This window comes from Janthinobacterium rivuli, assembly GCF_029690045.1.
Taxonomy (GTDB): Bacteria; Pseudomonadota; Gammaproteobacteria; order Burkholderiales; family Burkholderiaceae_D; genus Janthinobacterium; species Janthinobacterium rivuli.
In genome coordinates, this window is record NZ_CP121464.1 from 1,181,458 (window position 1) to 1,205,251 (window position 23,794).

Below are 23,794 nucleotides of genomic sequence, written 5' to 3' on the forward strand. Positions count from 1 at the left end.
GGCTTATCCGGGGAAGTTTTCAGGGGCTTTGGCGGCCGAGCGGGCCGTTTCCGCCGAGATCGTGCCGCGCCGGACCAGGTCGCTCAAGCACTGGTCCAGCGTCTGCATGCCGACATTGCTGCCCGTCTGGATGGCCGAATACATTTGCGCCACTTTCGCTTCGCGGATCAGGTTGCGCACGGCCGGCGTGGCCAGCATGATTTCATGCGCGGCCACGCGGCCCGCGCCATCCTTGGTTTTGAGCAAGTTCTGCGAAATGACGGCTTGCAAGGATTCGGACAGCATGGCGCGCACCATTTCCTTTTCCTCGGCGGGGAAGACGTCGATGATGCGGTCGATCGATTTCGCCGCCGACGAGGTGTGCAGGGTGCCGAAGACCAGATGGCCCGTTTCGGCCGCCGTCAGCGCCAGACGGATGGTTTCCAGGTCGCGCAATTCGCCCACTAAAATCACGTCCGGGTCTTCGCGCAGGGCCGAGCGCAGCGCATTGCTGAACGAATGCGTGTGCGAACCGACCTCGCGCTGGTTGATCAGGCATTTTTTTGGTTCATGCACGAATTCGATCGGGTCTTCGATGGTCAATATATGGTGGTTCAGGCGCTCGTTGACGTGGTTCACCATGGCCGCCAGAGTGGTCGACTTGCCGGAACCGGTCGGACCCGTCACCAGCACCAAGCCGCGCGGGCGCATGGCCAGCTCGCCGAAGATGCGCGGGGCGTTCAGCTCTTCCAGGGTCAGCACTTTCGACGGAATCGTGCGCAGCACGGCCGAGGCACCCCGTTCCTGATTGTAGGCGTTGACGCGAAAGCGGGCCAGGCCGGGAATCTCGAACGAGAAATCGCATTCCAGCGCTTCTTCATAGGCCTTGCGCTGGCTATCGTTCATGATGTCGTAGATCATGCTGTGCACTTCCTTGTGCTCGAGCGGGGCCACGTTCAGGCGGCGCACGTCGCCGTTGACCCGTATCATCGGCGGCAGGCCGGAAGACAGGTGCAAGTCGGAAGCCTTGTTGCTGACGGAGAAAGCGAGTAGTTCGGAAATGTCCATTTATAATCCCTGTGCCTGCATTGATGGGCTGGCGCACTGTGCCGCCGCCCCTATACACTAGAAAATGATTATGTCCACAATCGAACAGAACTTGCAAGCCGTGCGAGACAGTATTGCGCAGGCCGCCGCTGAGGCGCAGCGCGCCCCGACCGACGTGACCCTGCTGGCCGTGTCGAAAACCTTTGGCGCGGACGCCGTGCTGGACGCCATGCATGCGGGCCAGGCGGCGTTTGGCGAAAATTATCTGCAGGAAGCGCTCGACAAGATCGCCTTTGTAAAAGCGGCCGCACCGCAGCACGTCCCGGCATGGCATTTCATCGGTCCCATCCAGAGCAACAAGACGCGCCCCATCGCCGAGCACTTCGACTGGGTGCATACGGTGGAACGGGAAAAGATCGCCGCGCGCCTGTCCGAGCAGCGCCCGGCCGGCTTGCCGGACTTGAATATCTGCCTGCAAGTCAATATCAGCGGCGAAGCGAGCAAGAGCGGCGTGACGCCAGCCGAACTGCCGGCGCTGGCGCATGCCGTGGCGCAGCTGCCCCGTTTGCGCTTGCGCGGCCTGATGGCCATTCCCGAGCCGGAAACGGATATCACGCTGCAGCGCGCTGCCTTTGCGCAATTGCGCGTGTTGTACCAACAATTGAAGGCCGAAGGGCTGGCGCTCGACACCCTGTCGATGGGCATGTCGGCCGACTTGCGCGCCGCCGTGCTGGAAGGCGCCACCATCGTGCGCGTGGGTAGCGCCATTTTCGGTTCCCGCAACTATTCCTGATAAAGAGAGAACAAGCATGACGACAGAATTGAATATCGCCTTTGTGGGCGGCGGCAATATGGCCGCCGCCCTGATCGCCGGCCTGGCGGGCAAATTGACCCTAGGCGGCAACATCCACGTGATCGACCCGCACGCCCCCGCGCTGGAAAAACTGCAGGCGCAATTCGGCGTGACGACGGCGCTGCTTGCGGACGACGCGCTGCGCGGCGTGGACGTGATCGTGCTGGCCGTGAAACCGCAAAGCATGCGCGACGTGGCGGCGCAGTTGCTGCCTTTCCTTGATAGTGACCGGGCGCCATTGATCCTGTCGATCGCGGCCGGCATCCGCGCGCAAGACCTGTCGCGCTGGCTCGGCGATTACCCGGCCATCGTGCGCTGCATGCCGAACACGCCAGCCCTGATCGGCATGGGCATCACGGGCATGGTGGCCAGCGGCGGCGTGAGCGAAGAACAGAAAAAGACGGCGGACGCCATCCTGCGCTCCGTCGGCCAGACCGTCTGGCTCGATGACGAAGCCAAGATCGATCCTGTGACGGCCGTGTCCGGCAGCGGCCCGGCCTACGTGTTTTACTTTATCGAAGCGATGCAGCAGGCGGCGGCCGAGCTGGGTCTCACGCCGGAGCAGGGCACGCAGCTGGCGATTGCCACCTTTACGGGCGCGGCGCAGCTGGCGGCGAACTCCAGCGAACCGGTATCCTTGCTGCGCGAGCGGGTCACGTCAAAGGGCGGCACGACGTACGCGGCCCTGACCAGCATGGAAGAGAGCGGCGTGAAGGCGGCCATCGTCAAGGGCATCAAGGCGGCCGCGCAGCGCGGGCGCGAGATGGGGGACGAGCTGGGCAAATAAACGCTACATCACCTTGACGGCGCGGCCGATATACAGGATCGGCCCCGTCGGCCGGCCCGTCGGCGAGCCTGTTTGCGGCTCCAGCGTGATTTCAAACAGTTGATCGGGTTGCAGCGGCGGCAGCTTGTCCAACGTCAACTTGAGGCTCTGGCCCGGCTTGACGAGGCCCAGCGAGACGGGCGCGCCCCAGTCCTTGCCCTTGGTCCAGAATTGCAGGGCTTTCTGCTGCGGCACGGCAGTCGGGCCCAGCGGGATCAGGCTCAGGTCGCGGTTCTTGCCGCCGCGTCCGCCCGCCTGCACGATCCAGCCCGGCGATTTATCTTGCGGCGCCACCAGCACCACCAGATAGCCGGGTCCGCTTGGCGCCTGCAGTTGCATAGTGACCAGCACGGCCAGCGCGGCCGTGGCCGCCAGGCCGCCGCCGGCCAGCACTCGCCAGAAGGCCAGGCTGTTCCACCAAGCCTGCCAGCCGCCCGCCTGCCGCACGGCTTTTGGCGTGAACAGGCTGGCGCCGATGCGCGGCCACAGTTGCGCCGAGGGCGTTTCGGGCGGCGCCAGGGTCGTCAATGGCAGCAGACGCTGTTCCCAGGCATCGACGGCGTCGCGCAAGGCGGCGTCGCGCGGCAAGCGCTGTTCCACGTCCGCCCGTTCGGCCCGTTCCAGGGTGCCCAGCACGTATTCGCCGGCCAGCCTGTGCAATTCATCGTCGCTGTCGATCATCCCATGCACTCCCGCAAGGCGGCCAGGCCCCGCTTGACCCAGGCTTTCACCGTGCCCAGCGGCGCTTGCAGCCGCTGCGCGATTTCGCTATGGGAACAGCCATCGACGTAAGCGTACAGGATGCTATTGCGTTTGCCTTCCTCCAGGTGGCCAAGGCAATCGTGCAGCTTGCCCAGATCCGCCTGGTCGGCATAGGCATCGCTGGCATCATGGCCTAGTCGTTCGTGCAGCAGGGTTTCCACGGTATCCTCGTCGGCCGATACTTCATGGGCGCGGGCGCGCGCCACATCCAGCGCCTGGTGCCGCACCACGACATAGATCCAGCCCTTGCCGCTGCCGCGCGTGGCGTCGAAGCTGCCGGCGCGGCGCCAGATATTCAGAAAGGCGTCGTGCAGCACGTCTTCGGCCAGGTCCCGCTGGCGCACGATGCGCAGAGCCACGCCCAGCAGATAGCGGCTTTCCTGCTGGTACAGGCCGTGCAATGCCTGCTGCTCGCCCCTGGCGCAAGCGCGCAGGGCGGCATCGTAATCGAACGGAGTGGCTAGGGTTGGCAAGGTCGGCGCAATCGTTGGAGTTAACGGTTAGCAAGTTTTCAAGACCGAGTATAGGCCAGAAACCAGCTTGCCAACCGTTGCCTCAATGTTTTACAACACCTAACAAAACCGTTGCGAGCGGAAGGGAGAGGTGGCTAAGACGCGCAACCGTACTAAGTACGGGGGCGCCGAGCCGGTGAGCATCGCAGGCCGCCTATCCCGACGCGCAGCAGGTTTTGATAGGTGTTTTTATGCTGCTTTCCAAAAGATGTAATCGGCCTGGTAAGGCACCCATTGCTTGGCGCCGATGGACTCCATGCCGCAGGGGCTGCTTGGCGCCACGCCGCCGCTGGTGGCCACGCGCTGGATGTAGCTGACGCCCTGCATGGCGCCGCTGCCCGTGGCAGGGTTGGCTTTCACCAGCTGATACGGGATGTTGCCCGCACCGGCCGGCGCCACGGCCACTTGCGTTGCCGTCACTTTCGAGCCGTCCAGGTTGGCCCAGGTGGCAGGTGGGCCGACATACGTGCCGACCTGCATGCCGCCGCGGTCGTTCAAGGCTGCGTCCGGTCCCACGAAGACCCATTCATGGCCCGTCATATCTTTCTTGGCCTTGCATTCGTAGGCGATCTTGCCCACGCCCACCGTTTGCATGGCGACCTGGTGGCCATCGGGCACTTTGACGGCGTTCGGCAATTGTTCCTGCGAATAGCGCGCGCTCATGGGCGCGCAAGCCGTCAGCAGCAGGGCGGCGCCCAGCAAAGTCAGTGCGGGAACGGTGTGGCGTGGGGCTGTGAAGGCAAGCATGGCGAACTCCTGGTAGTTGGCTCAACCGGCTGGTTGATACCATTACTACGCAGGGGTTTGCCATTTGGATGCAGCCAGGAAAAAAATAATTTATTCCGGCGTGTCTTTCTTGCTGAAACGCTGCGCCAGCGCCAGCACGACGGGCATGGCGGTGGTGGCGTGCTTGAGTAGCGCGCCGCTGGCGCGCAACAGCGGCAGGAAACGGCGCGGGCGTACGAGCAGCAAACCCAGCACGCCGCCGCCTATCATCAGGGGAATTTTAAAACGCGTGGCCAGGGTGTGGCGCAGATTGCCGCCCGTGAGCGGCTCCAGCAACTGGCGCGTCTGCACGCCCAAGGCCAGGCGCTGCAGCGCGCATTCGGCCAGCAGCGCGTCGCGCCGCTGCGCCAGGCTGGCGGCCGTGTGCACATGCGACAACTTGGTGGGATGCGTGGTCATGGCTGCTCCGATCCCCGGCGGGCCAGCAGTTGCAGCTCGTCCAGGTCTTTGTTTAGTTCGGAAAGTGTGAAGGACAGCAGTTTCGGCTTGCTGCGGAAACTGGCGCGCACGCCCAGCAGGGTGGCGATGGCGGCGACGATGAAGACGGCGGCCGTGATGGCGATGGCGGCGATGCGGTGCGTATCCCAGAACAGCACGATGACGAGGAACACGATCAATACGAGGCCGACGAACAGGCACAACAGTGCCAGCATGGCCAGCGCCAGATAGGACAGGAAGCGCAGCGACTCTTCTTCCATTTCCACGGCCGCCAGGGCCAGACGTGTCTGGACGATGGCGGCGAGGGTCGCTGCGACTTGGGCGACATGGTGCACGATAGCCATATGCTGCCTTTCGCGTCAGGAGACGGCCAAGGCCGTCGGTACTGTCTAGCGGCGTGACGAGGAAAGCAGCAGGCCGAACAGCACGCCCACGACGGCGCCCGCGCCCACGGCTTTCCACGGATTGTCCTGCACGTATTCGTCGGTGGCCTTGGCCGCCTTCTTGGTCCGTTCGAGCAAGTCTTCTTCCAGCTTGATCAAGTCTTTCTTGGCCGTTTCCAGGGTGGCGATGAACTTGTCCTTGACGGCTTTGACATTCTCGCCCGTCTGATCCTTGGCGCCGTCGAGCCAGCCTTCCGCTTCATTGATGACGGTTTTCAGGTCGCCGACCAGTTTGTCGCGGGCCTTGTCGGCGTCGGCGAGGATGCTGTCGCTGCTGGATTTTCCGGTATGTATCGAGCTCATGTATTACCTCATGGAAGTGAAACTGCACAGTGAAATACCAGTGTAGGCAGCTGCGGCCAGGCTGTCTTGCGCCGCCTCAAGGGCTACCGCGGCGCAAGGATGATTGCTTAACGGAAAGCAAAGTCCAGAACCACGCCCGCAAACACCGCCGCTCCTAGCCAGTTATTATGCCGGAATGCCGCAAAACACGGCATACGCTCGCGTGCGCGGATCAGGGTGTAGTGGTAAACGGCGCAGCCGGCCGCAACTACCAGGCCCGCGACGAACCAGTAACGCAAGCCCAGATACCAGCCGCATGCCAGCCACAGCAGCAGGAAAACGGCATAGCAGAACATGACGATGGCCACGTCGTAGCGGCCAAAGGTGATGGCCGAGGTCTTGATGCCGATTTTTAAGTCGTCGTCGCGGTCGACCATCGCGTATTCCGTATCGTAGGCCACTGCCCAGAAAACATTGCCGAGCAGCAGCAGCCAGGCGACGACGGGCACGGCATCCGTGATGGCGGCAAAGCCCATGGGAATGCCGAAACCGAAGGCGATGCCGAGATACGCTTGCGGAATGGCAAAGAAACGCTTGAAGTAGGGATAGGTGCCGGCGATGATGACGGCCGCCACGGACAGTTGCTTGGTCAGCGCGTTGAGGGGCAGGATCAGGCAAAAGGCCAGTACGGTCAGCACGCCGGCCACGGCCAGCGCTTCCTTGCCGCTGATGCGTCCGCTGGTGATGGGGCGCTCGGCCGTGCGCTTGACGAATTTGTCGATATCCTGGTCGGCGTAGTCGTTGATGGCGCAGCCTGCCGAGCGCATCAGGAAAGTGCCAAGAGTAAAGATGAGCAGCAGCCGCCAGTCCGGCACGCCCTGCTGCGCCAGCCACAGCGCGCACAGGGTAGGCCACAGCAGCAATACGGTACCGATAGGCTTGTCCAGCCGTATCAGGCGGAAATACAGCGCCAGCTTGTTCATGGAAGACTCGATCTTGTTGAAGAGAAAGGTCGATTATCGCAAATAGTATGTAAATGTACTATTCGTCGTCTTCGCACAAGGGGGTGATGCCAGGCAAGTTGCAGCTGGCGATGGCCGCGCACAAGGCGTCGATGGCGGCCTTGCGCGTAAAACTCTTGCGCCACAGCATGACCACCCGGCGCGATGGCACGGGGGCGGCGAAGGGCCGGTATTCGAGCATGCCGTCGGTGGCGTGCATATTGGCGACGGAGGCGCGCGGCAAGACCGTCAGGCCGATGCCGCTGGCCACCATGTGGCGGATGGTTTCCAGTGAAGAACCTTCGAACGTGCGCTGCATGCCGTTGCCGGGCGAGGAAAAACGCGCCATTTCGGGGCACACTTCCAGCACCTGGTCGCGGAAGCAGTGGCCATTGCCCAGCAGCAGCATGGTTTCCGATTTCAAATCCTGCGCGGCGATTTTGTCACGCGCCGTCCATGGATGCTGGCGCGGCATGGCGACGACGAACGGCTCGTCATACAGTTCCTGCATGGCCATGCCGTGGTCGGGCAGGGGCAGGGCCATGATGGCCACGTCCAGTTCGCCCTGGCGCAGCAATTCGAGCAGGCGAACCGTGAAATTCTCCTGCAAGATCAAGGGCATCTGCGGTACCTGGTCTATCATGGCCTTGACCAGCGGCGGCAGCAGGTAGGGGCCGATCGTGTAGATCACGCCCAGGCGCAACGGGCCGGCCAGCGGGTCCTTGTTTTGCTTGGCGAGTTCCTTGATGGCGGCCGTCTGTTCCAGCACGCGCTCGGCTTGCGCAATGATCTGCGCGCCCAGGGGCGTGACGGAGATTTCCGCGCCGCCCCGTTCGAACAGGACCACGCCCAATTCGTCTTCGAGTTTCTTGATGGCCACTGACAGGGTGGGCTGGGCAACGAAGCAAGCTTCCGCGGCGTGGCCGAAGTGCTTCGCTCGCGCGACTGCAACGATATATTTCAGTTCAGTCAGTGTCATAGGTTGATTGAAACACAGGAAGTACTTACTTGCAATGAATGAAAGGTGGCGCAAACGTGAAACTGTGGCGCCAATGGCGTATTGTAGCGGATCGCCCCCTATAATGCGGGACCGGGCGGCGAAGGGAGACGGTGATGGAATTGCGGATGCAGGCGCTGGAAGCGGCAATCAATTACTGGCGCGCCAGGCAACCGGCGCGCGGCAATGAATATGCGCTGTCGTCGCCCGTCAGCCGCCTGGCCGCCGTGTATGCGCTGATGATTTACAACCGGCAAGATTGCATCGCCGAAGAGGGCCTGGAGCCGGCCGTCCTGGCCTTGATCGATGCCTGGCGCCGCGATGCCGGCGGCATCCAAGGCGATAGCCACGCCTGAGAGTGACCCTAGCGTGACCCTATTTAACCCTACAAGAGATATCCATGCCTGATTTTGAAAACAAACTGTGCGGCCGCGACGAATTGCGCGCCCGCGCCGCGGCCCTGCCGAAACCCGTGGTGGTGACGAACGGCGTGTTCGACATTTTGCACCGCGGCCACGTGACGTATCTGGCGCAGGCGCGCGCACTGGGCGCCTCGCTGATCGTTGCCGTGAATACCGATGCTTCAGTGAAACGCCTGGGCAAGGGTGATGATCGCCCCCTGAACAACTGCGAAGACCGCATGGCCGTGCTGGCCGCGCTGGAAGCCGTGAGTCTGGTGGTGCCGTTTTCGGAAGACAGCGCCCTGGAAGTGGTGCAGGACATCGAACCGGAAATCTATGCCAAGGGCGGCGACTACGACATGGCGGCCATCCCCGAAGGCAAGGCCGTGCTCGCGTATGGCGGCCAGGCCGTGGCCATCGATTTCGAGCATGACCGCTCGACCACCAAGTTGTTGACGAAAGTGCGGACGCAGCAAGGCTGAGGACTGTCGTCAATGTTTCCATACAGATAAAAAGACGTTACTATGAGAACTGCCAGGGCTGCGACTTCGTTTCGTCAGCCCCAGCACGTTACACCGTCTGAATGCATTGCTAGTCATAGAAAATAAATGGACCATAAAACTTCTGGGGATTGGCCACTGCCCTCCGGCGCCTGGCACGTGGATGACGAGGGCGCATGGAGCATGCAGCGCAGCGCGGACGGCCAGAACGTCTCGCCCTTGGTGAGCGATGCCGATATCGGCAAGCTGATGCTCGCGCGGCGCCTGCCCGCGGCGGCCGGCGCGCCCGTGCGCCAGTTCCCGCCCGAATTTGCGTTCGACCCCGCTTCGGGCGCGGCCTTGCAAGTGCCGCCCGACACGTCAATTACCCCGCCGTGGGTGCCGCCCTACGGCGCCTATCCCGTCAGCGACGTGCCGCCAACCGGCCCGGCCGGCTTGCGCCAGGCCAGCGTGCCCCTGAAACTGGCCGACCAGCGCGCGCGCGAAGAGCATGCGCAGGCAGATGCCTCGCTGCCCATGCCGCCGCCCGGTGAATACGAATTTTTTTCCGCGCAGTTCGGCACCAGCGCGCCCGCGCTGCTGGCGCTCGACCCGCGCAAGGCCGTCTTGCACGCCTGGCTGCCCGCCTCGAAACGCTGGCTGGCGCTGGATCCCGACTATGGCAGCCTGCTGGCCGAATCGGACCTGGCCCACGGCGCCTGGCGCGCCGAGCTGGTGCCGGAGTTCAATAGCGTGCTGGTCTTGCCGACCAGCCATGGTCTGGCGTGCATCCGTCCTGACGTGCCTTCGCTCACCTATGTGGTCGAGCACGTGGGCGGCGCGCCGTGTGCGGCCGCGCCCGTCTGGTTCCAGAACCGCCTGTGGGCGCCGCTGCGCGACGACGACGGCCGGATCCGCTTCGTCAATCTTGATGCCGCGCAAAAGCCGGGCAGCGACGTGCTGCTCGACGGCCTGTTTGATCTGGGCAACGTCAGCGCGCCCGTCGCCTACAACCGCATGGCCGTGTGGCCTTGCGCCAACGGCCAGCTGCGCCTGCAGCTGCAGCCGGACGGCAACGTGGCCGCCTCGTTCACACCCTGGCCCGAAGGGCTGGTGCCGCATTTCGAATTCGGCAGCCCCTACGTGTCGCGCGACGGCGGCCTGTGGCAGCTGTGCTTCGAGCGCAACCGCGGCACCTATGTTTACGTGAAACTGGGCGCGCAGTCCGAACGTGCCGACGCGCTGGCGCCGCGCCTGTGTTCGGGCAGCTTCAATTACCGCTTCGCCACCAAGCTGAAAACGGCGCCATGGGAAGAGCCGGAACACGGCGACGATGGCGGCAAGAACCAGGCCGTTATGCCGCTGCTGGAGTCAGGCGTTGGCAACAGCGTCTTTGGCGTGAAATTTGCCACCAGCGCCGGCCTGTCGAGCGTGCTGCGCTCGAACGAGCGCCTGGCCGCCCAGTTGGTGCAGGACGATGAATTGCGCGAAACCGTGTTTCATACCTTTGCCGTCGGCGAGCCGTGGCGGGTGCGCCTGTTTGTCCATGAAGGCATGCTGTGGGCGTATCACCCGCTGCTGTCGCGCATTGATGGCTGGGCCTTGCAGGCATGAAGGCGCGCGTCCTGATCGCGGCCTGCGCCGCTTTACTCAGTGTCAGTGCAGCCGCCGCGCAGGCGGCCGGCATCCAGCAAGCGTTTCTCGTGCAAAACTCGGGCTGGATGGAGCCGTTTTACACGGATGAGCATTCGCAGCTGAAAGCCCTCGTGGGCGCCGTGGCGCAGGCTGCGACGAGCCCGTCCGACAAGGTCTACACGCTGGCCTTCAGCCAGAGCAGCGGCAGCAATGTGTCGCCCGCACTGATCGGGCAGGGACAGGGCGGCGCCGGCGTGGCGGGCCAGCTGGCCAGCCTGGGTCTGGCGCGCAAGAGTGCCGGCGGCGCGCTGGCCGACACGGATTTCCAGGAAGCCGTCACCAAGACCATTACGGGACCATTCCAGTCCGCTTCCGGCATCGTGTGGATCTTTACGAATAACAAGAACAGCCCCAACAACGACAGCCAGACGGCCGAGCGTAACCGCGACTTTTACCGCTTGCTGCACCTGGAACCGTCGATCACCAAGACGGTGGTGTTTCCCTTGCGCATGCCCGTGCAGGGCAAGCTGTACAGCGCCAAGGGCTTGATGGTGTATGCGCTCGCGTACGGCCAGCCGGCGTCCGAGGCTTTGACCCGCATCCTGGCCGAAGGGCGCTTGTCGCAAGTGCTGACGCGCCCGCCCGCGCGATTAAAACCGGTGGACCAGGATGCCGTGCGCATCGTGCCCCAGTCCGTCAAGAACAGCGCCAATGTGCACGCCAGCCTGGGCCGCGACGGGCGCACCATCGTGCTCGACGTCGATGCGGCCAAGCTGGTGCCGCAAGTGGTGCTGCAGGCGTCCCTGCAAAACATGTTTTTCCCGTACGTGATCGACAGCGCCAAAGTGCACGCCAGCCTGGCCGGACAGAACGCACCGCTGCACGTTGCGCCGGATCAAATCCGGCAGCTGCAGCCGGGCGCCAGCCAGTCCGTGCAGGTACAGTTTGCGCTGCCGATGGCGCAGATTCCGTCGCCATGGTCGGCGCAGGCGATCGCCGCCATGGGCAAGCAGGTGACGCTGCCCATGCAGGCGCAGGTGGGCCTGTCGGAACAGCGGCTGGCGCTGGCGTCCAGCTTTGGCAAGGATTTGCAGGAACTGTTCCCCGGCGACCCGATATCCAGCATGTTTACGCCGCCCGACAGCGTGCGCGCCTCGCAGGCAACGATACCGCTGCTGGTGCGCATCCAGTATCCGCTGCTGCCCGTGCTGGTGATACTGGGCGGCGTGCTCGCGCTCGTGCTGGGCTTGCTGGCGCTGGGCCTGGTCAGTACGCGTGCCACGCGCTACAAGGTGCTGGCCGACGGCGTGCAGCGCCAAGTGCTGTTGAAGCCATTCAAGAGCGTGCAGATCCGCGACGATGACGGCCGCGACATTGGCGAACTCAAGCGGGGCCTGGGCCAGCCGGCCGTCGTGCGCGTGGCAGAAGGCCATACCTTGAGCCTGGCCTGAACAATCACTCCCTAAAAATTCCTTCCATTCAACAGAGGCATACCATGGCGCAAGACACTCCAAAAGACAACACTGGTTTTACCCTGCCGGCCCCGGCGTCCGCGCCGCCAGCGGCGGACGCACCGGCTGCAGGTACCGCCACCACGGCTACCACCGAACCTGCGCCCGCGCTCGATCCCGCCAGCACGACCGATACCTCGTCGCGCGACACCCTGGTCGGCGGCGTCGTGCTGTTGCTGCTGTTCATCGCCTTTTTCTTTGCCAAGAATGCCTACGCGAATGGCCTGGTGGCCAAGCGCGTGCCGCCGAACAAGGCCAATGCCTCGGGCTGGTGGTTGTTCATCTTCCTGGCCAGCCTGGCGACCGGCGTCGTGCTGGCCGCCGTGAACGCGCATAAATTCCTCGCGCCACTGTTCATGGGACCGCTGGTGCTGGTGGGCCTGGTTGCCCTGTTGCTGACATTTACATCGAGCCGCCGCTAAGCCCGCCGTAACACGCTGAATCCAAGGAATCACCATGGCAGAGAACCTGAACCAAACCATCACCGGCGGCGCCAGCGAGCGCAAGCAGGACAAGATCATCGAACTGCGCCCGACCCTGTTCATCGGCATCGGCGGCACGGGCATGCAGGTGCTGATGCGCGTGCGCCGGCGCGTCCTCAACACCCTGTGGGGCGGCGCGGGCAACCGCACGCGCATCGAGGGCCTGGCCGACTTTCCCATCGCGCAATTCATCCATTTCGACCTCGACAATGGCGCCGTGATCGAGAGCGGCGAGTCGCAGGCGAAGGACTTGCAGTTCGACCAGGTGAAGTTCACGGACGATGACAAGGTGGTCGAATCGTTCGACATGGACAAGTACAGCCGCGATGAAGATTCCCTGGAAAAATATCCGCACATCAAGGAATGGCTGCCGCTGACGCCGCAGCGCATCCGCGAATTGCGTTTCGACATGAGCAGCGGCGCCGGCCAGATCCGCGCCGTCTCGCGCCTGTATTTCTTCGATAAATATGCCAAGATCCGCGACAAGATCCGTTTGAAGCTGAAAGCGTTGAAGGCGGGCCTGTCACACGAGCGCCAGTTGGCCGAGCTGGGTTTACGCATGGAAACGAACCGTTTCCGCATCGTCATCGTCGGTTCCGTAGCCGGTGGCACGGGTTCCGGCTCCTTCCTCGACATGGGCTTGCTGGCGCGCTGGCTGGCGCGCAGCGAAGTGGGCGCGGCCGACGTGGAGCTGATGCTGTTCTTGCCGACCGGCTACACCAAGGCCAACAAGGACCGGGTCGAGGCCAATGGCTACGCGGCGCTGATGGAGCTGGAATCGGCGATGATGGGCAACAAGGGCTACGTCGGCCGCTGGGATGCGTATGACCGTCCGGAACTGACGCGCGAGCCGTACAGCGAGGTCTACCTGATCGATTCGGGCAACCTGGCCCAGCAGCATACTAAGGATGTCAGCGACGTCTACCACATGGTGGCCGATTCGCTGTTCGAGGATTTTGCCTCGGCCGACTTCGCGCGCGCCAAGCGCTCGATCGCCGTCAACCAGGCGCAGCACAAGAACTCGCTGTACAACGCGCCCGTGCCGCAAGACCGTTTCGGCGACATGCGCCTGTATTTCTCGAAGCGCTTTTCCTCGTTCGGCATGGCCGTGCTTGATACGCGCCAGGAAGCGGCGCGCGACGAGCGGGCTCACCGCTGGGCCGGCGCCATGCTGCAAGCGTTCTTTGGCGTGGGCGGCACGGATGCGGGCGCCAACCGGGCCACGGATACGCAGCGCGATAATTTCCTGGCTGCCAATATGTTCCTGAAGGGCACGCCGTTCAGCGATTTCCCCGAGTTTTCCGACAAGAGCATCGAACTGAAGCGCTCCAGCGGCGACTTCATCGATTTCCGCGTCGTCGACGAATTGCTGGAAGACCGCCACGGCCACTTGCTGGCCGGCGTGGAAAACCGGGTCAATACGCGCATCAACGATATCCGCACGGGCTTCGACCGCAGCGAATGGCCGGCGCAGGTGCGCGACGCCATGAAACACCTGGAACGCGACGCCGTGCGCGACCAGGATTCCACGGCCGACACGACGGAAGACCGCATCAGCAAGCGCCGCCGCGAAGTGCTGGAAGACGTCAAGAAAGTCGTGCGCGACCAGCTGTATGGCTATCTTGATAATAAGGAATTTGGCGGCCTGGAATACGTGTTGTCGCTGGTGGAACAGATCAAGGACCGTATCGAGGCGCCGGGCAGCGGCTTGACGGCGCAGATCGGCAACAATGCCGAGCGCTACCGCGAAATCAAGGAAGCCGTGCGCTCGCGCGAATATGAGCGCCTGTTGAACAACCTGGAGCAGACGCGCAGCACCTTCGGTTTCCTCAGCAATGGCGAAAAGCAGGCCGGCGTGGTGATGGATCATTTGCGCACGGAAATGGCGAATGCCCTGAAATTCCATTTGCGCGCCAAGGCGGCGGACGAGTCCGTCATCCTGCTGGGCGAACTGTCGCGCTGGCTGGGCAACCGGGTCGGCGTCGACGCACAGGGCCGCGCGCAGTGGAATGGCCTGGTGGGCGAGCTGCAAACGGGCCGCGAAGGCGTGCTGGCCATGCTGGCGGAACTCAAAACGGCCAATACCATCCTGCAAAAGGACCTGGACAAGGAACACGCGACCCTGATCGTCATTCCCGTCACGGAAAAAGACATTGCGCTGCCATCGGCGGCCACCTTGCGCCAGTGGGCCGATGAAGCGTTCAAGGACATGGGCGGCTCGAAAGCGCTGTTCCCCATGCTGGCCGAACCGGCGCAGCGGGGCTTGATCCTGGCCAAAGTCACGCGCATGGCCGAGAACATGATCGCCACGGCCGGCCTGACCGAAGGGGCGACCAGCACGCCCGACCCGCTGTTCGAGGCACTGGAACAGATGGAGGTATCCGAACGCCTGGACCGCTTCCGCAAGCTGCTGGCCTGCTCCATGCCATGGATCGACGCCAATATGGCGGGCGATTTCACGGTCGTGTCGGACCAGTTCAAGTGCGTGATCGGCGTGGCCAACGCGGCCGCCTTCAAGGCGAAGTTCGGCGCCGAGCTCGAATCGTGCATGCCGACCCAGGTGGGCATCACGGTGAACCAGCTGGAAATCGTCGAGACGGGCATTCGCGGGCGCGCCGTCTGCTATTGCGAGCTGGCCGGCGTGCCGATGACGGTGCTGCGCGGCCTGGAAGGCTGGCGCACCAGTTACCGCAAGGAAGGCGACAACGACAAGGCGCCGACCCACACGCATATCGATCCAACGCAATTCACGCACCCGATCGCGCCCAATACGGACGAGATGAAGCGCCTGGCGGAAGATTTTGGTGAGTTCCTGCAAGCGATCATGCTGGGCGTGCTGACGCGCCACACGGGCCGCGTCGTGCCGCCGGGCCAGTACCAGTTTGCCGTCGAGCCGGGTGACTTGCGCCGCATCGGCAATGAACGGGCCATCCGCCAGAACGGCATGCCCGCCTCGTACGAGAAAAATATCGCCCTGCGCATCGAGGAAAAATTGACGGCGCTTGACGCCGTGCAGACGGCCGCCATGGCCGCGCTGGCAAAATACTATGAACGCAACGTGTATGCGCCCAAGCTGGTGGCGCAGGCCGATGGTTCGCAGCTGCCGTACGTCGGTTTTGGCAGCGCCATTTCCGCCGAAGTGGGCGCGCGCCTGCGCGAGTCGGCGCGCCGCAAGGGCATGGCCAGCGATGAGCTCGACCGCACGGTGCAATCCCTGCTGGGCCGCCTGAAGGAGTGGGCGAACGTCATCGGCGACTCCGACAGCGACGCCTACGACTGGGAAGTGCGCGAGCCGGAAGCGGATGGCCAGCCGCGGTTAAAGTATGCGATCAAGGCAGAAATGCTGGAAGCGGGGCGCCTCGAGCAATTGCTGCGCCCGGCAGGCGCGGCCGCTGCCCCGGCGGCGGCCGTGTTCGGCATGGCGCCGCCACCGCTGGGCGGCATGCCGCCGCCGCTGGTGGAATACCAGTATTTCCTGGGCATCAATGGCCAGCAGCAGGGACCGTTCACGGCCCAGCAGATCGTGCAGTACGTACAGGCGGGGCAGGTCGCACCGGGCACCACCAAGGTGTGGCGCGCGGGCTTGCCGGCCTGGGCCGATCTGGCCCAGTTCCCGGAACTGGCGCCCTTGTTCCTCAGCGCGCCGCCACCGTTGATGCCGCCGCCCCTGTGAACGCTGGAATGACGTTGGAATGAAGGATTAGTTTTGGATATCTGTAACAAATGCAAGACGGGCCTGTGGACCGTTGTCAGCCATTGTCCGTACTGCGGTCACGCGGTGGCTGGCGCGGCCCGGCCAGCCGCGGCCGTGCCGCCGCTGCCTGTACCCGCGCCGGCGCCGGTAGCGCCCAAGCCGCCGCCCGTGCCGGTAACGCCTGCGCCTGCGCCGAAAGCACCGCCGAAGCAGGCTGCCGTGCCGCCGCCGGCGCCAGCGAAACAGGCCCAGCCGGCCCAGCCGAAAGCCGTGCCCAAGCCCGTGCCGGCGGCGCCACCGGCGTCAATCGAACCGCCAGCACCGCCGCGCAAGTGGCTGCGCTGGGTGGGCGGCATCGCCGTACTGGCCTTGGTGATCGTCTACATGAACGGCAAGCCGGGCGGCAAGAATGAGTCGGCCTGCAACGACGCCATCGACAGCGGCTTGAAGCTGGTGGCGGATGGCAGCCTGGACGGCGCCCGCCAGAAGCTGGCGACGGCGAAGAATGTGTGTACGGGCAAGTCCAGCGCCAAGGCCGACGATTTGCAGGCGGCCATCGGCAAGGCCGGTGCCGCGTCCAGCGGTTGCCAGCGCGGCGTGCGTTCCATCGAGCGCGCCATCGACGGCCATCAATTGCAAAGCGCGGCCAAGGGCATCGCCGCGCTCGACGCCGATTGCGCGGGCGCATCGAGCGTCGACTCCTTGCGCAAGCAGCTGGCGCGCCAGCAGGCGGCAGCCGCGTCCGTGCTGGTGGGCGTGCGCCAGGCGCTCGACGGCAAGGATGCGACGGCAGCAAGAAATGGCATCGCCAGGCTGGAAGCGATCGACCGCGAAGCGGTGGAATTGCCGCAGTTGAAGGCCGACGTGCTGGCGCTGTCGGCGCCCGCGACACCCGTTTCAGCCCCGGCCCCCGTGTTGGCGCCGGCACAGCAGGAACCTGTGCCCGCGCACGCGGTCGAACGTTCAGCGGTGGCCGAACGCCGTCCGCTGGAAACGTCGCCCGTCGATAGCGGCGCGGCCATGCGCAACGAGATGGCGCAATCGTTCCTGCGCGATGCCGAGCGCTCTTTGTTGGAAGGCAAGTTCGATGCGGCCAAGACGTATCTGGAAAGCGCGCGCCGCGTCGATCCGGGCAATGCGCGCATCGACAATCTGTCGCGCCGCATCCGCGAGCGCGAACGGCAAGTGCTGCAGACGGAAACAACGATCAATTAGCAATCCTGGGAGTCAACATGCTGAATCACACCACTGTGCGCGCCGCTGCCGCGCTGACCATCGCGGCAATGCTGGCCGGCTGCGCCACGGCGCCGATGAATCCGAACGGCGTGCGCCAGGACGGTTCCTATCCGCAAGGTGGAAGCCAGGCGGCCACGGACGATGACCCGTGCAGCATGGGCGCGACGGCTGCCGCCGGCGCAGCCGTGGGGGCATTGCTGGGCGCGCTGGCGGGCGGCAAGAATGCTGCGCTGAAGGGCGCGGCCATCGGCGGCGGGCTGGCGGCGGCCGGTTGCCTGGCCATCAATGTCAATTCACGCCAGACCAAGACGGCGGCGCAGGCGGACCGCGACTACATCCGCACGCGCGGCGCGCTGCCGCGCGAACCGCAAGTGGTGTCGTACACGCCGCAGCTGAGCGCGTCGACCGTCAAGCGCGGCCAGCCGTTCAAGGTCAATTCGGTGGTGGAGCTGGTCAACGGCAGCGCGCAAAGCGTCACCGACGTACGCGAAGAGCTGGTGGTGCTCGACCCGCAAGGCCAGCCATTCAAGTCCGGCTCGAAGGCCTTGGCCAGCAACAACAAGTCGGGCGGGCGCTTTGAAAACTCGTTCCAGCTGACCTTTCCGGAAGGCGTATCGCAAGGCATGTATGGCGTCAGGACGAATCTGTACGTGAACGGCAAGCTGGCCGCCACGCGCGACTTGCGCACGCAGCTGGTGATGCTGGACGCGGACGGCGCCGCGCCGCAATTGGCGCTGCGTTAGTTAAGCGCCACCGGCGTACCCATGCTGGCGCCACGCTTCATACACGACGACCGCCACCGTATTCGATAAATTCAAACTGCGGTTGTCCGGGCGCATCGGCAGGCGGATGCGTTGCTCGGCGGGAAAACCGTCGCGCAGGGCCGGGTCCAGGCCTTTCGTTTCCGAGCCGAACACGAATACGTCGCCCGGCAGGAAGGCCACGTCGCCGAACGGGCGCGAGCCGCGCGTCGTCATGGCGAACATTCGGGATGGGTCGGGCTGGGTGTCGGCCAGGAACGCGTCCCAGTTCTTGTGCACCTTCATCTTGGCGTAATCGTGGTAATCGAGGCCGGCGCGCTTCATCTTGGCATCGTCGAGCGGAAAGCCCAGCGGTTCGACCAGATGCAGCTGCGCGCCCGTGTTGGCGCACAGGCGGATGACGTTGCCCGTATTGGGCGGGATTTCAGGTTCTACCAAAACAACGTGAAACAAAATGCTCTCCTCATATATATAACTAATTCAATGCGGCGGCGTGCGCGCCACCACCAATATGCTGACCCTGGCCGCGCCTGCGCTCTTGCAGGCGGTGGCCAGGGCGTTGACGGTATGGCCGCTGCTCATCACGTCGTCGACGATTCCCACATGACACCCGTGCAATGACGGCGCGTGTTCCGGCGCGATGGCGAACGCGTGCGCCAGGTTGGCTTGCCGTTCCTGCGGCGCCACGCCGCTTTGCGCCCGGGTGTCGCGCACGCGCAGCGCCAGGCGGGGCTGTAAAGGGACGTCCAGCAGGCGCGCCAGCGGGCGGGCAATTTCCAGCGCCTGGTTAAAACCCCGCTCGGCCAACCGGGCCGGGCCCAGCGGCACGGGACATAGCAGTTGCGGCGCCTCCCACACTGTTTGTTGCTGAATGGCAACATGCAGCAGCTCTGCCAACAGGGGCGCCAGCGCCAGGCGCGCGCCGAATTTCAGTTGCAGCAGCAACTGGTCGAGGGGCGCCGCATAGTCAAACGCCGTGACGGTGTCGTCATACGCAGGCCTGTGGCGCAAACAGCGTCCGCACAGCGTTGCCACATCGTCGAGCGGATTGGCGCACTGGCGGCAGCGCGGCTGGATCTGTCCGAGGTATTGTGCGCGGCAGGGCGGGCACAGCACTTGCGGGCAGCCGATGCCGCACAGCGCGCACTGGGCCGGCAGCACCGTGGCGCCCAGCCACTGGCGCAGCGCCTGCCAGGCGGCCTCAAGGCGGAGTTGGGTGGCCGTCCGCATCGCGATGGCGTCGTTCCATGTACACTGCCGACATTATCTCACCTCACCGGTTTCAACATGCCTGTTCCCGCCAATCCACCCAAAATGAGTGCGCCCATCGATGCGGTGCAAGTACGCGATTTCTTTTCCCGTCCCGCGCGCGTCGCGCCGTCGGACTTCCTGCGCCGCGAAGTGTCGGCACGCATGCACGAGCGCCTGGAGCTGGTGAAAATCACGCCGCACCGCGTGCTGGACGCCGGCTGCGGTCCGGGTGCGGACCTGGCGCAGTTGCAAAAGGATTATCCCGCTGCGCAGATTATCGGTCTCGATGCAGCGCAAGCGATGATGCAGGCGGCGCGCGCGCCCGCGTCGAAACTGGCCAGTTTGAACCAGTTCCTCAGCAAACTGCTGCCGGCCAAGGCGGGCGTGGATTTATTGTGCGGCGACCTCGGTGACTTGCCGCTGGCGCAGGGCAGCATCGACCTCGTGTGGTCCAACCTGGCGCTGCACTGGCATGCGCAACCCGACCGCGTGTTTGCCGAATGGCGGCGCGCGCTGCGTCTCGATGGCTTGCTGATGTTTTCCTGTTTCGGTCCCGACACCTTCCGCGAAGTGCGCGACGCCTTTGCCGAGGCCGATTTATATCCGCACGCCTTGCCCTTTGTCGACATGCACGACTTTGGCGACATGCTGGTCGAAACGGGTTTTTCCACGCCCGTGCTGGACATGGAGATCATCACGGTGACCTACGATACGGCGGAAAAACTGCTGGCGGACGTGCGCGCCTTTGGCGGCAACCCGCTGACCACGCGCCGCCGCGGCCTGATGGGCAAGGCGGCCTGGCAGCGCATGCTGGCCGCGCTGGAAAAAACGCGCCGTCCCGACGGCAAGCTGGGCCTGAGTTTCGAGGTGATCTATGGCCACGCCTTCCGTCCAGCGCCTCGCGTGACGCGCAATGGCGAGGCGATCATCCGCTTTGATTTGCCGCGCAAACCCAAATAAAAGCGCAAAGAAACTGACACTTGGTCGCCATCCGCGCGTTAATGTTGCAGCAAGCGTTGCAAAGCGCGCGGCGGCCAGCAGAAGGGCATGCACAAAGCCGATTATTGCTTGATGGATTCAAGTTTACTTGATTATAATCGTTGATTGTTTGTCAGCTTAATAAGTGTAAAAAACAAGGGCTGCATACAAAATAAAAAAAACAAAGCGAGACGAATTCGAAGTTACTGCATTAGTATAGTAACCATCTTCCTCACGAGGCCATTTCGATGTGGGGAAGAAAAACAGGGTTCCAGCATGGTTGTTCGTCAGCGTTTTGGCGTCGGCAGCCAGCATGGAATTCGCTGGTGCTTGACGCACATGGCCGCATTCTGGCCGTGTTGCTTTCATGGAGGAGCGGCAGCGGTCCAGTACGGAGAAGTCCGCAGCCGTTTAAAATATCATTATTTTTTGGGTGGTTGGGGAAAACATGACACATGCAAAGCGACTTCAATCGTTGCTGCTCGGGCTGTCTTTGACAGCGTTTGGCATCGGGCGATGGGCCACGGCGGCACCGGCTGCCGGCACCTATCCCGGCACCGGCGGTCCCGTGCCGTTCGAAATGAATCTGCAACCGCCGGCGACACAGATCGCCCATGAAATCTACGATTTGCACACCCTGATGATGATCATCTGCCTGGTGATCTTCGTGGCCGTGTTCGGCGTCATGTTCTATTCCATCTTCAAGCACCGCAAGTCCCTGGGCCACAAGCCGGCCACTTTCCACGAAAGCACCACCGTCGAGATCGCCTGGACCGTCGTGCCTTTCCTGATCGTCATCGGCATGGCCCTGCCTGCCACGCGCACCGTCGTCGGCATGAAAGATACCTCGAACGCCGACATCACCATCAAGGCCACCGGCATGCAGTGGAAATGGGGCTATGACTACCTGAAAGGCGAGGGCGAAGGCATTTCCTTCCTTTCCAACCTGGCCACGCCGCGCTCGCAAGTGGGCGCGCCAGGCGTGCCGCCGACGGAAAAACGCGGTGAAAACTACCTGATCGAAGTCGACAACGAAGTCGTGGTACCGGTCAATAAGAAGATCCGCGTGGTGCTGACGGCCAACGACGTCATCCACGCCTGGTCCGTGCCCGCCTTCGGCGTCAAGCAGGATGCGATTCCCGGCTTCGTGCGCGACACCTGGTTCAAGGCCGACCATATCGGCACCTTCCGCGGCAATTGCGCCGAGCTGTGCGGCAAGGAACACGCGTTCATGCCCATCGTTGTGAAGGTCGTGTCCAACGAAGACTACAAGGCCTGGGTTGATGTAAAACAAAAGGAAATGGCGGCATTGGCTGATGATCCAAGCAAGGTGTGGACCATCGATGAATTGAAGGTCAAGGGCGAGAAAGTGTATGCGGCCAACTGCGTGGTCTGCCACCAGGCGACAGGCAAGGGCGTGCCAGGTGCGTTCGCGCCGCTGGACGGCTCGGCCGTGGTGAACGGTCCGAAAGCGGAACAGATCCACGTCTTGCTGAACGGGCAAAAGAGCGGCAAGTATCCGGCTGAAATGCCAGCCTGGAAACAGCTGTCCGACACGGAAATTGCCGCAGTGATCACTTACACGCGCAATACCTGGTCGAACAAGGCCGCAGAGAACATCGTTCAACCAGCCGAAATCGTGGCTGCACGCAAGTAATTAGGAGCCGTATATGAGTACTAGCACCTTGGATCACGCCGGTCACGATCACGACCATGCCCACGACCACCCGACTGGCTACCGCCGCTGGCTGTTTGCCACCAACCACAAGGATATCGGTACCTTGTACCTGTGGTTCTCGTTCATCATGCTGCTGTCGGGCGGCGTGCTGGCCCTGATGATCCGTACGGAACTGTTTCACCCAGGCTTGCAATTCTTTCACCCGGAATTTTTCAATCAACTGACCACCATGCACGGCCTGGTGATGGTGTTTGGCGCCATCATGCCGGCCTTCGTCGGCTACGCCAACTGGATGATCCCGCTGCAAGTGGGCGCGTCCGACATGGCCTTTGCCCGCATGAACAACTTCTCGTTCTGGCTGCTGCCACCGGCCGCGATCTTGCTGGCCACGTCCTTCCTCGTGCCGGGCGGCGCCACGGCTGCCGGCTGGACCCTGTATGCGCCGCTGTCGACGCAGATGGGCCCTGGCATGGACATGGCGATTTTTGCCATGCACCTGATGGGCGCCTCGTCCATCATGGGCTCGATCAACATCATCGTTACCATCCTGAACATGCGCGCACCGGGCATGACCCTGATGAAAATGCCGATGTTCTGCTGGACCTGGCTCATTACCGCGTATCTGCTGATCGCCGTCATGCCCGTGCTGGCCGGCGCCATCACCATGACCCTGACGGACCGCCATTTCGGCACCTCCTTCTTTAACGCGGCAGGCGGCGGCGACCCCGTCATGTACCAGCACATCTTCTGGTTCTTCGGCCATCCCGAGGTCTACATCATGATTCTGCCGGCCTTCGGCATCGTCTCGCAGATCCTGCCCGCGTTTGCCCGCAAACCGCTGTTCGGCTATGCGTCGATGGTCTACGCGACCGCTTCCATCGCGATTCTGTCCTTCATCGTCTGGGCGCACCACATGTTTACCACCGGCATGCCGGTGACCAGCCAGCTGTTCTTCATGTACGCGACCATGCTGATCGCCGTGCCGACGGGCGTGAAAGTGTTCAACTGGATCGCCACGATGTGGAAGGGCTCGATGACGTTCGAGACGCCGATGCTGTTCTCGGTCGGCTTCATTTTTGTCTTTACCATGGGCGGTTTCACGGGCCTGATCCTGGCTGTGACGCCGATCGACATCCAGTTGCAGGATACCTATTATGTGGTGGCGCATTTCCACTACGTGCTGGTGGCCGGTTCGCTGTTCGCCCTGTTCGCCGGCTTTTACTACTGGTCGCCGAAATGGACGGGCCACATGTACAACGAGACGCGCGGCAAGATTCACTTCTGGCTGTCGCTGATCACGTTCAACGTGACCTTCTTCCCGATGCACTTCCTGGGCCTGGCCGGCATGCCGCGCCGCTACGCCGACTATCCGGCGCAGTTCACGGATTTTAATATGATCGCTTCGATCGGCGGCTTCGGCTTTGGCCTGATGCAGGTGTACTTCCTGTTCTTCGTGGTCTTGCCGACCATCCGCGGCGGCAAGGCTGCGCCAGCGAAACCATGGGAAGGTGCGGAAGGCCTGGAATGGACCGTGCCGAGCCCGGCGCCTTTCCACACGTTTGAAACGCCGCCGACAGTGAAATAATGGGTATCCCGGGCCGGCGTGTTGCGCGGCCCGTCTTGAATAAAGTGCCTGTCATGACCGAAGTGAAAACTGAGCGTAAAAAACCGAACAACCTGCGTACCGGGCTGATACTGGGGGCCCTGGCGGCCTTCTTCTTCCTGTCCGTGTTCGTCAAGCGCATGTGGCTCTGACGTGACG

The 23,794-nt window shown here is 63.3% G+C and carries 25 protein-coding genes; 14 read left to right on the forward strand and 11 right to left on the reverse strand.

Annotated elements, in window-relative coordinates:
- Positions 1–3: 3 nt before the first annotated feature.
- The gene (locus tag P9875_RS05335) at positions 4–1,047 is read right to left on the reverse strand and encodes a type IV pilus twitching motility protein PilT (protein WP_035824693.1); all 1,044 of its coding nucleotides are present in this window, start codon (positions 1,045–1,047) and stop codon (positions 4–6) included.
- 70 nt (positions 1,048–1,117) lie between these two features.
- Here P9875_RS05335 and P9875_RS05340 point away from each other — a divergent pair, with 70 nt between their 5' ends.
- Positions 1,118–1,819 carry a YggS family pyridoxal phosphate-dependent enzyme gene (locus tag P9875_RS05340; protein ID WP_099403387.1) on the forward strand — a complete coding sequence of 234 codons (702 nt, stop codon included), beginning with the start codon at positions 1,118–1,120 and terminating at the stop codon, positions 1,817–1,819.
- A gap of 16 nt (positions 1,820–1,835) precedes the next feature.
- Positions 1,836–2,666, forward strand: a complete 831-nt coding sequence (gene proC / locus P9875_RS05345) for a pyrroline-5-carboxylate reductase (RefSeq protein ID WP_099403294.1) — start codon at positions 1,836–1,838, stop codon at positions 2,664–2,666.
- 3 nt (positions 2,667–2,669) lie between these two features.
- Here the strand turns inward: proC and P9875_RS05350 are convergent, their stop codons facing one another.
- The 8 genes from P9875_RS05350 to P9875_RS05385 form a co-directional block, all read right to left on the reverse strand.
- Positions 2,670–3,386, reverse strand: a complete 717-nt coding sequence (locus P9875_RS05350) for an anti-sigma factor (protein WP_099403293.1) — start codon at positions 3,384–3,386, stop codon at positions 2,670–2,672.
- Complete coding sequence (locus tag P9875_RS05355) at positions 3,383–3,940, reverse strand: sigma-70 family RNA polymerase sigma factor (protein ID WP_278317766.1); 558 nt, start codon at positions 3,938–3,940, stop codon at positions 3,383–3,385. Before P9875_RS05355 ends, P9875_RS05350 begins: the two co-directional genes overlap by 4 nt.
- Positions 3,941–4,168: 228 nt before the next feature.
- Positions 4,169–4,726: a DUF3455 domain-containing protein gene (locus P9875_RS05360; RefSeq protein ID WP_099403291.1), complete on the reverse strand. Its 558-nt coding sequence runs from the start codon at positions 4,724–4,726 to the stop codon at positions 4,169–4,171.
- 90 nt (positions 4,727–4,816) lie between these two features.
- Positions 4,817–5,164, reverse strand: a complete 348-nt coding sequence (locus P9875_RS05365) for a hypothetical protein (protein ID WP_099403290.1) — start codon at positions 5,162–5,164, stop codon at positions 4,817–4,819.
- Complete coding sequence (locus P9875_RS05370; protein WP_278317767.1) at positions 5,161–5,547, reverse strand: phage holin family protein; 387 nt, start codon at positions 5,545–5,547, stop codon at positions 5,161–5,163. The genes P9875_RS05365 and P9875_RS05370 overlap by 4 nt, the downstream gene beginning before the upstream one ends.
- A gap of 45 nt (positions 5,548–5,592) precedes the next feature.
- Positions 5,593–5,949 carry a glycine zipper domain-containing protein gene (locus tag P9875_RS05375; protein ID WP_046683402.1) on the reverse strand — a complete coding sequence of 119 codons (357 nt, stop codon included), beginning with the start codon at positions 5,947–5,949 and terminating at the stop codon, positions 5,593–5,595.
- Positions 5,950–6,056: 107 nt separating this feature from the next.
- Entirely contained in the window at positions 6,057–6,911 is an 855-nt protein-coding gene (ubiA, locus tag P9875_RS05380) for a 4-hydroxybenzoate octaprenyltransferase (RefSeq protein WP_035824713.1), read from the reverse strand.
- Positions 6,912–6,969: 58 nt separating this feature from the next.
- Positions 6,970–7,908: a hydrogen peroxide-inducible genes activator gene (locus P9875_RS05385; RefSeq protein ID WP_128141311.1), complete on the reverse strand. Its 939-nt coding sequence runs from the start codon at positions 7,906–7,908 to the stop codon at positions 6,970–6,972.
- Between the two features lie 134 nt (positions 7,909–8,042).
- On the opposite strand from P9875_RS05385, the gene P9875_RS05390 reads away from it, so the two are divergent.
- From P9875_RS05390 to P9875_RS05425, 8 genes are all read left to right on the forward strand, one after another.
- Entirely contained in the window at positions 8,043–8,282 is a 240-nt protein-coding gene (locus P9875_RS05390; RefSeq protein WP_278317768.1) for a DUF3717 domain-containing protein, read from the forward strand.
- 44 nt (positions 8,283–8,326) lie between these two features.
- Positions 8,327–8,809, forward strand: coding sequence for a D-glycero-beta-D-manno-heptose 1-phosphate adenylyltransferase (gene rfaE2, locus P9875_RS05395; RefSeq protein WP_035824719.1), 483 nt, complete (start codon positions 8,327–8,329; stop codon positions 8,807–8,809).
- Positions 8,810–8,986: 177 nt separating this feature from the next.
- Positions 8,987–10,420, forward strand: coding sequence for a hypothetical protein (locus tag P9875_RS05400; RefSeq protein ID WP_278317769.1), 1,434 nt, complete (start codon positions 8,987–8,989; stop codon positions 10,418–10,420).
- Positions 10,417–11,892 (forward strand): hypothetical protein, encoded by a 1,476-nt coding sequence (locus P9875_RS05405; protein ID WP_278317770.1) that lies wholly within the window; start codon positions 10,417–10,419, stop codon positions 11,890–11,892. Before P9875_RS05400 ends, P9875_RS05405 begins: the two co-directional genes overlap by 4 nt.
- 44 nt (positions 11,893–11,936) lie before the next feature.
- Positions 11,937–12,374 carry a hypothetical protein gene (locus tag P9875_RS05410; RefSeq protein WP_278317771.1) on the forward strand — a complete coding sequence of 146 codons (438 nt, stop codon included), beginning with the start codon at positions 11,937–11,939 and terminating at the stop codon, positions 12,372–12,374.
- A 34-nt stretch (positions 12,375–12,408) separates the two neighbouring features.
- Positions 12,409–16,107, forward strand: coding sequence for a tubulin-like doman-containing protein (locus P9875_RS05415; protein ID WP_278317772.1), 3,699 nt, complete (start codon positions 12,409–12,411; stop codon positions 16,105–16,107).
- A 33-nt stretch (positions 16,108–16,140) separates the two neighbouring features.
- Positions 16,141–17,343, forward strand: a complete 1,203-nt coding sequence (locus P9875_RS05420; RefSeq protein WP_278317773.1) for a hypothetical protein — start codon at positions 16,141–16,143, stop codon at positions 17,341–17,343.
- A gap of 17 nt (positions 17,344–17,360) precedes the next feature.
- On the forward strand, positions 17,361–18,107 hold the full coding sequence (locus P9875_RS05425) for a hypothetical protein (RefSeq protein WP_278317774.1): 747 nt from the start codon (positions 17,361–17,363) through the stop codon (positions 18,105–18,107).
- On the opposite strand, the gene trmL is transcribed toward P9875_RS05425, so the two are convergent.
- Both trmL and P9875_RS05435 read right to left on the reverse strand, forming a co-directional pair.
- Positions 18,108–18,578: a tRNA (uridine(34)/cytosine(34)/5-carboxymethylaminomethyluridine(34)-2'-O)-methyltransferase TrmL gene (gene trmL / locus P9875_RS05430; protein ID WP_278317775.1), complete on the reverse strand. Its 471-nt coding sequence runs from the start codon at positions 18,576–18,578 to the stop codon at positions 18,108–18,110. It abuts the gene before it with no gap.
- A gap of 27 nt (positions 18,579–18,605) precedes the next feature.
- On the reverse strand, positions 18,606–19,355 hold the full coding sequence (locus tag P9875_RS05435; RefSeq protein ID WP_278317776.1) for a ComF family protein: 750 nt from the start codon (positions 19,353–19,355) through the stop codon (positions 18,606–18,608).
- A gap of 84 nt (positions 19,356–19,439) precedes the next feature.
- Here P9875_RS05435 and P9875_RS05440 point away from each other — a divergent pair, with 84 nt between their 5' ends.
- The 4 genes from P9875_RS05440 to P9875_RS05455 all read left to right on the forward strand — a co-directional run bounded on the left by P9875_RS05440 (position 19,440) and on the right by P9875_RS05455 (position 23,787).
- Positions 19,440–20,336 (forward strand): methyltransferase domain-containing protein, encoded by an 897-nt coding sequence (locus P9875_RS05440; protein ID WP_046683389.1) that lies wholly within the window; start codon positions 19,440–19,442, stop codon positions 20,334–20,336.
- A 466-nt stretch (positions 20,337–20,802) separates the two neighbouring features.
- Positions 20,803–22,011 carry a cytochrome c oxidase subunit II gene (coxB, locus tag P9875_RS05445; RefSeq protein ID WP_176388088.1) on the forward strand — a complete coding sequence of 403 codons (1,209 nt, stop codon included), beginning with the start codon at positions 20,803–20,805 and terminating at the stop codon, positions 22,009–22,011.
- Between the two features lie 13 nt (positions 22,012–22,024).
- Entirely contained in the window at positions 22,025–23,617 is a 1,593-nt protein-coding gene (gene ctaD / locus P9875_RS05450; RefSeq protein WP_102292940.1) for a cytochrome c oxidase subunit I, read from the forward strand.
- A 53-nt stretch (positions 23,618–23,670) separates the two neighbouring features.
- Positions 23,671–23,787 carry a cytochrome oxidase small assembly protein gene (locus P9875_RS05455; protein WP_216350353.1) on the forward strand — a complete coding sequence of 39 codons (117 nt, stop codon included), beginning with the start codon at positions 23,671–23,673 and terminating at the stop codon, positions 23,785–23,787.
- Positions 23,788–23,794 lie beyond the last annotated feature (7 nt).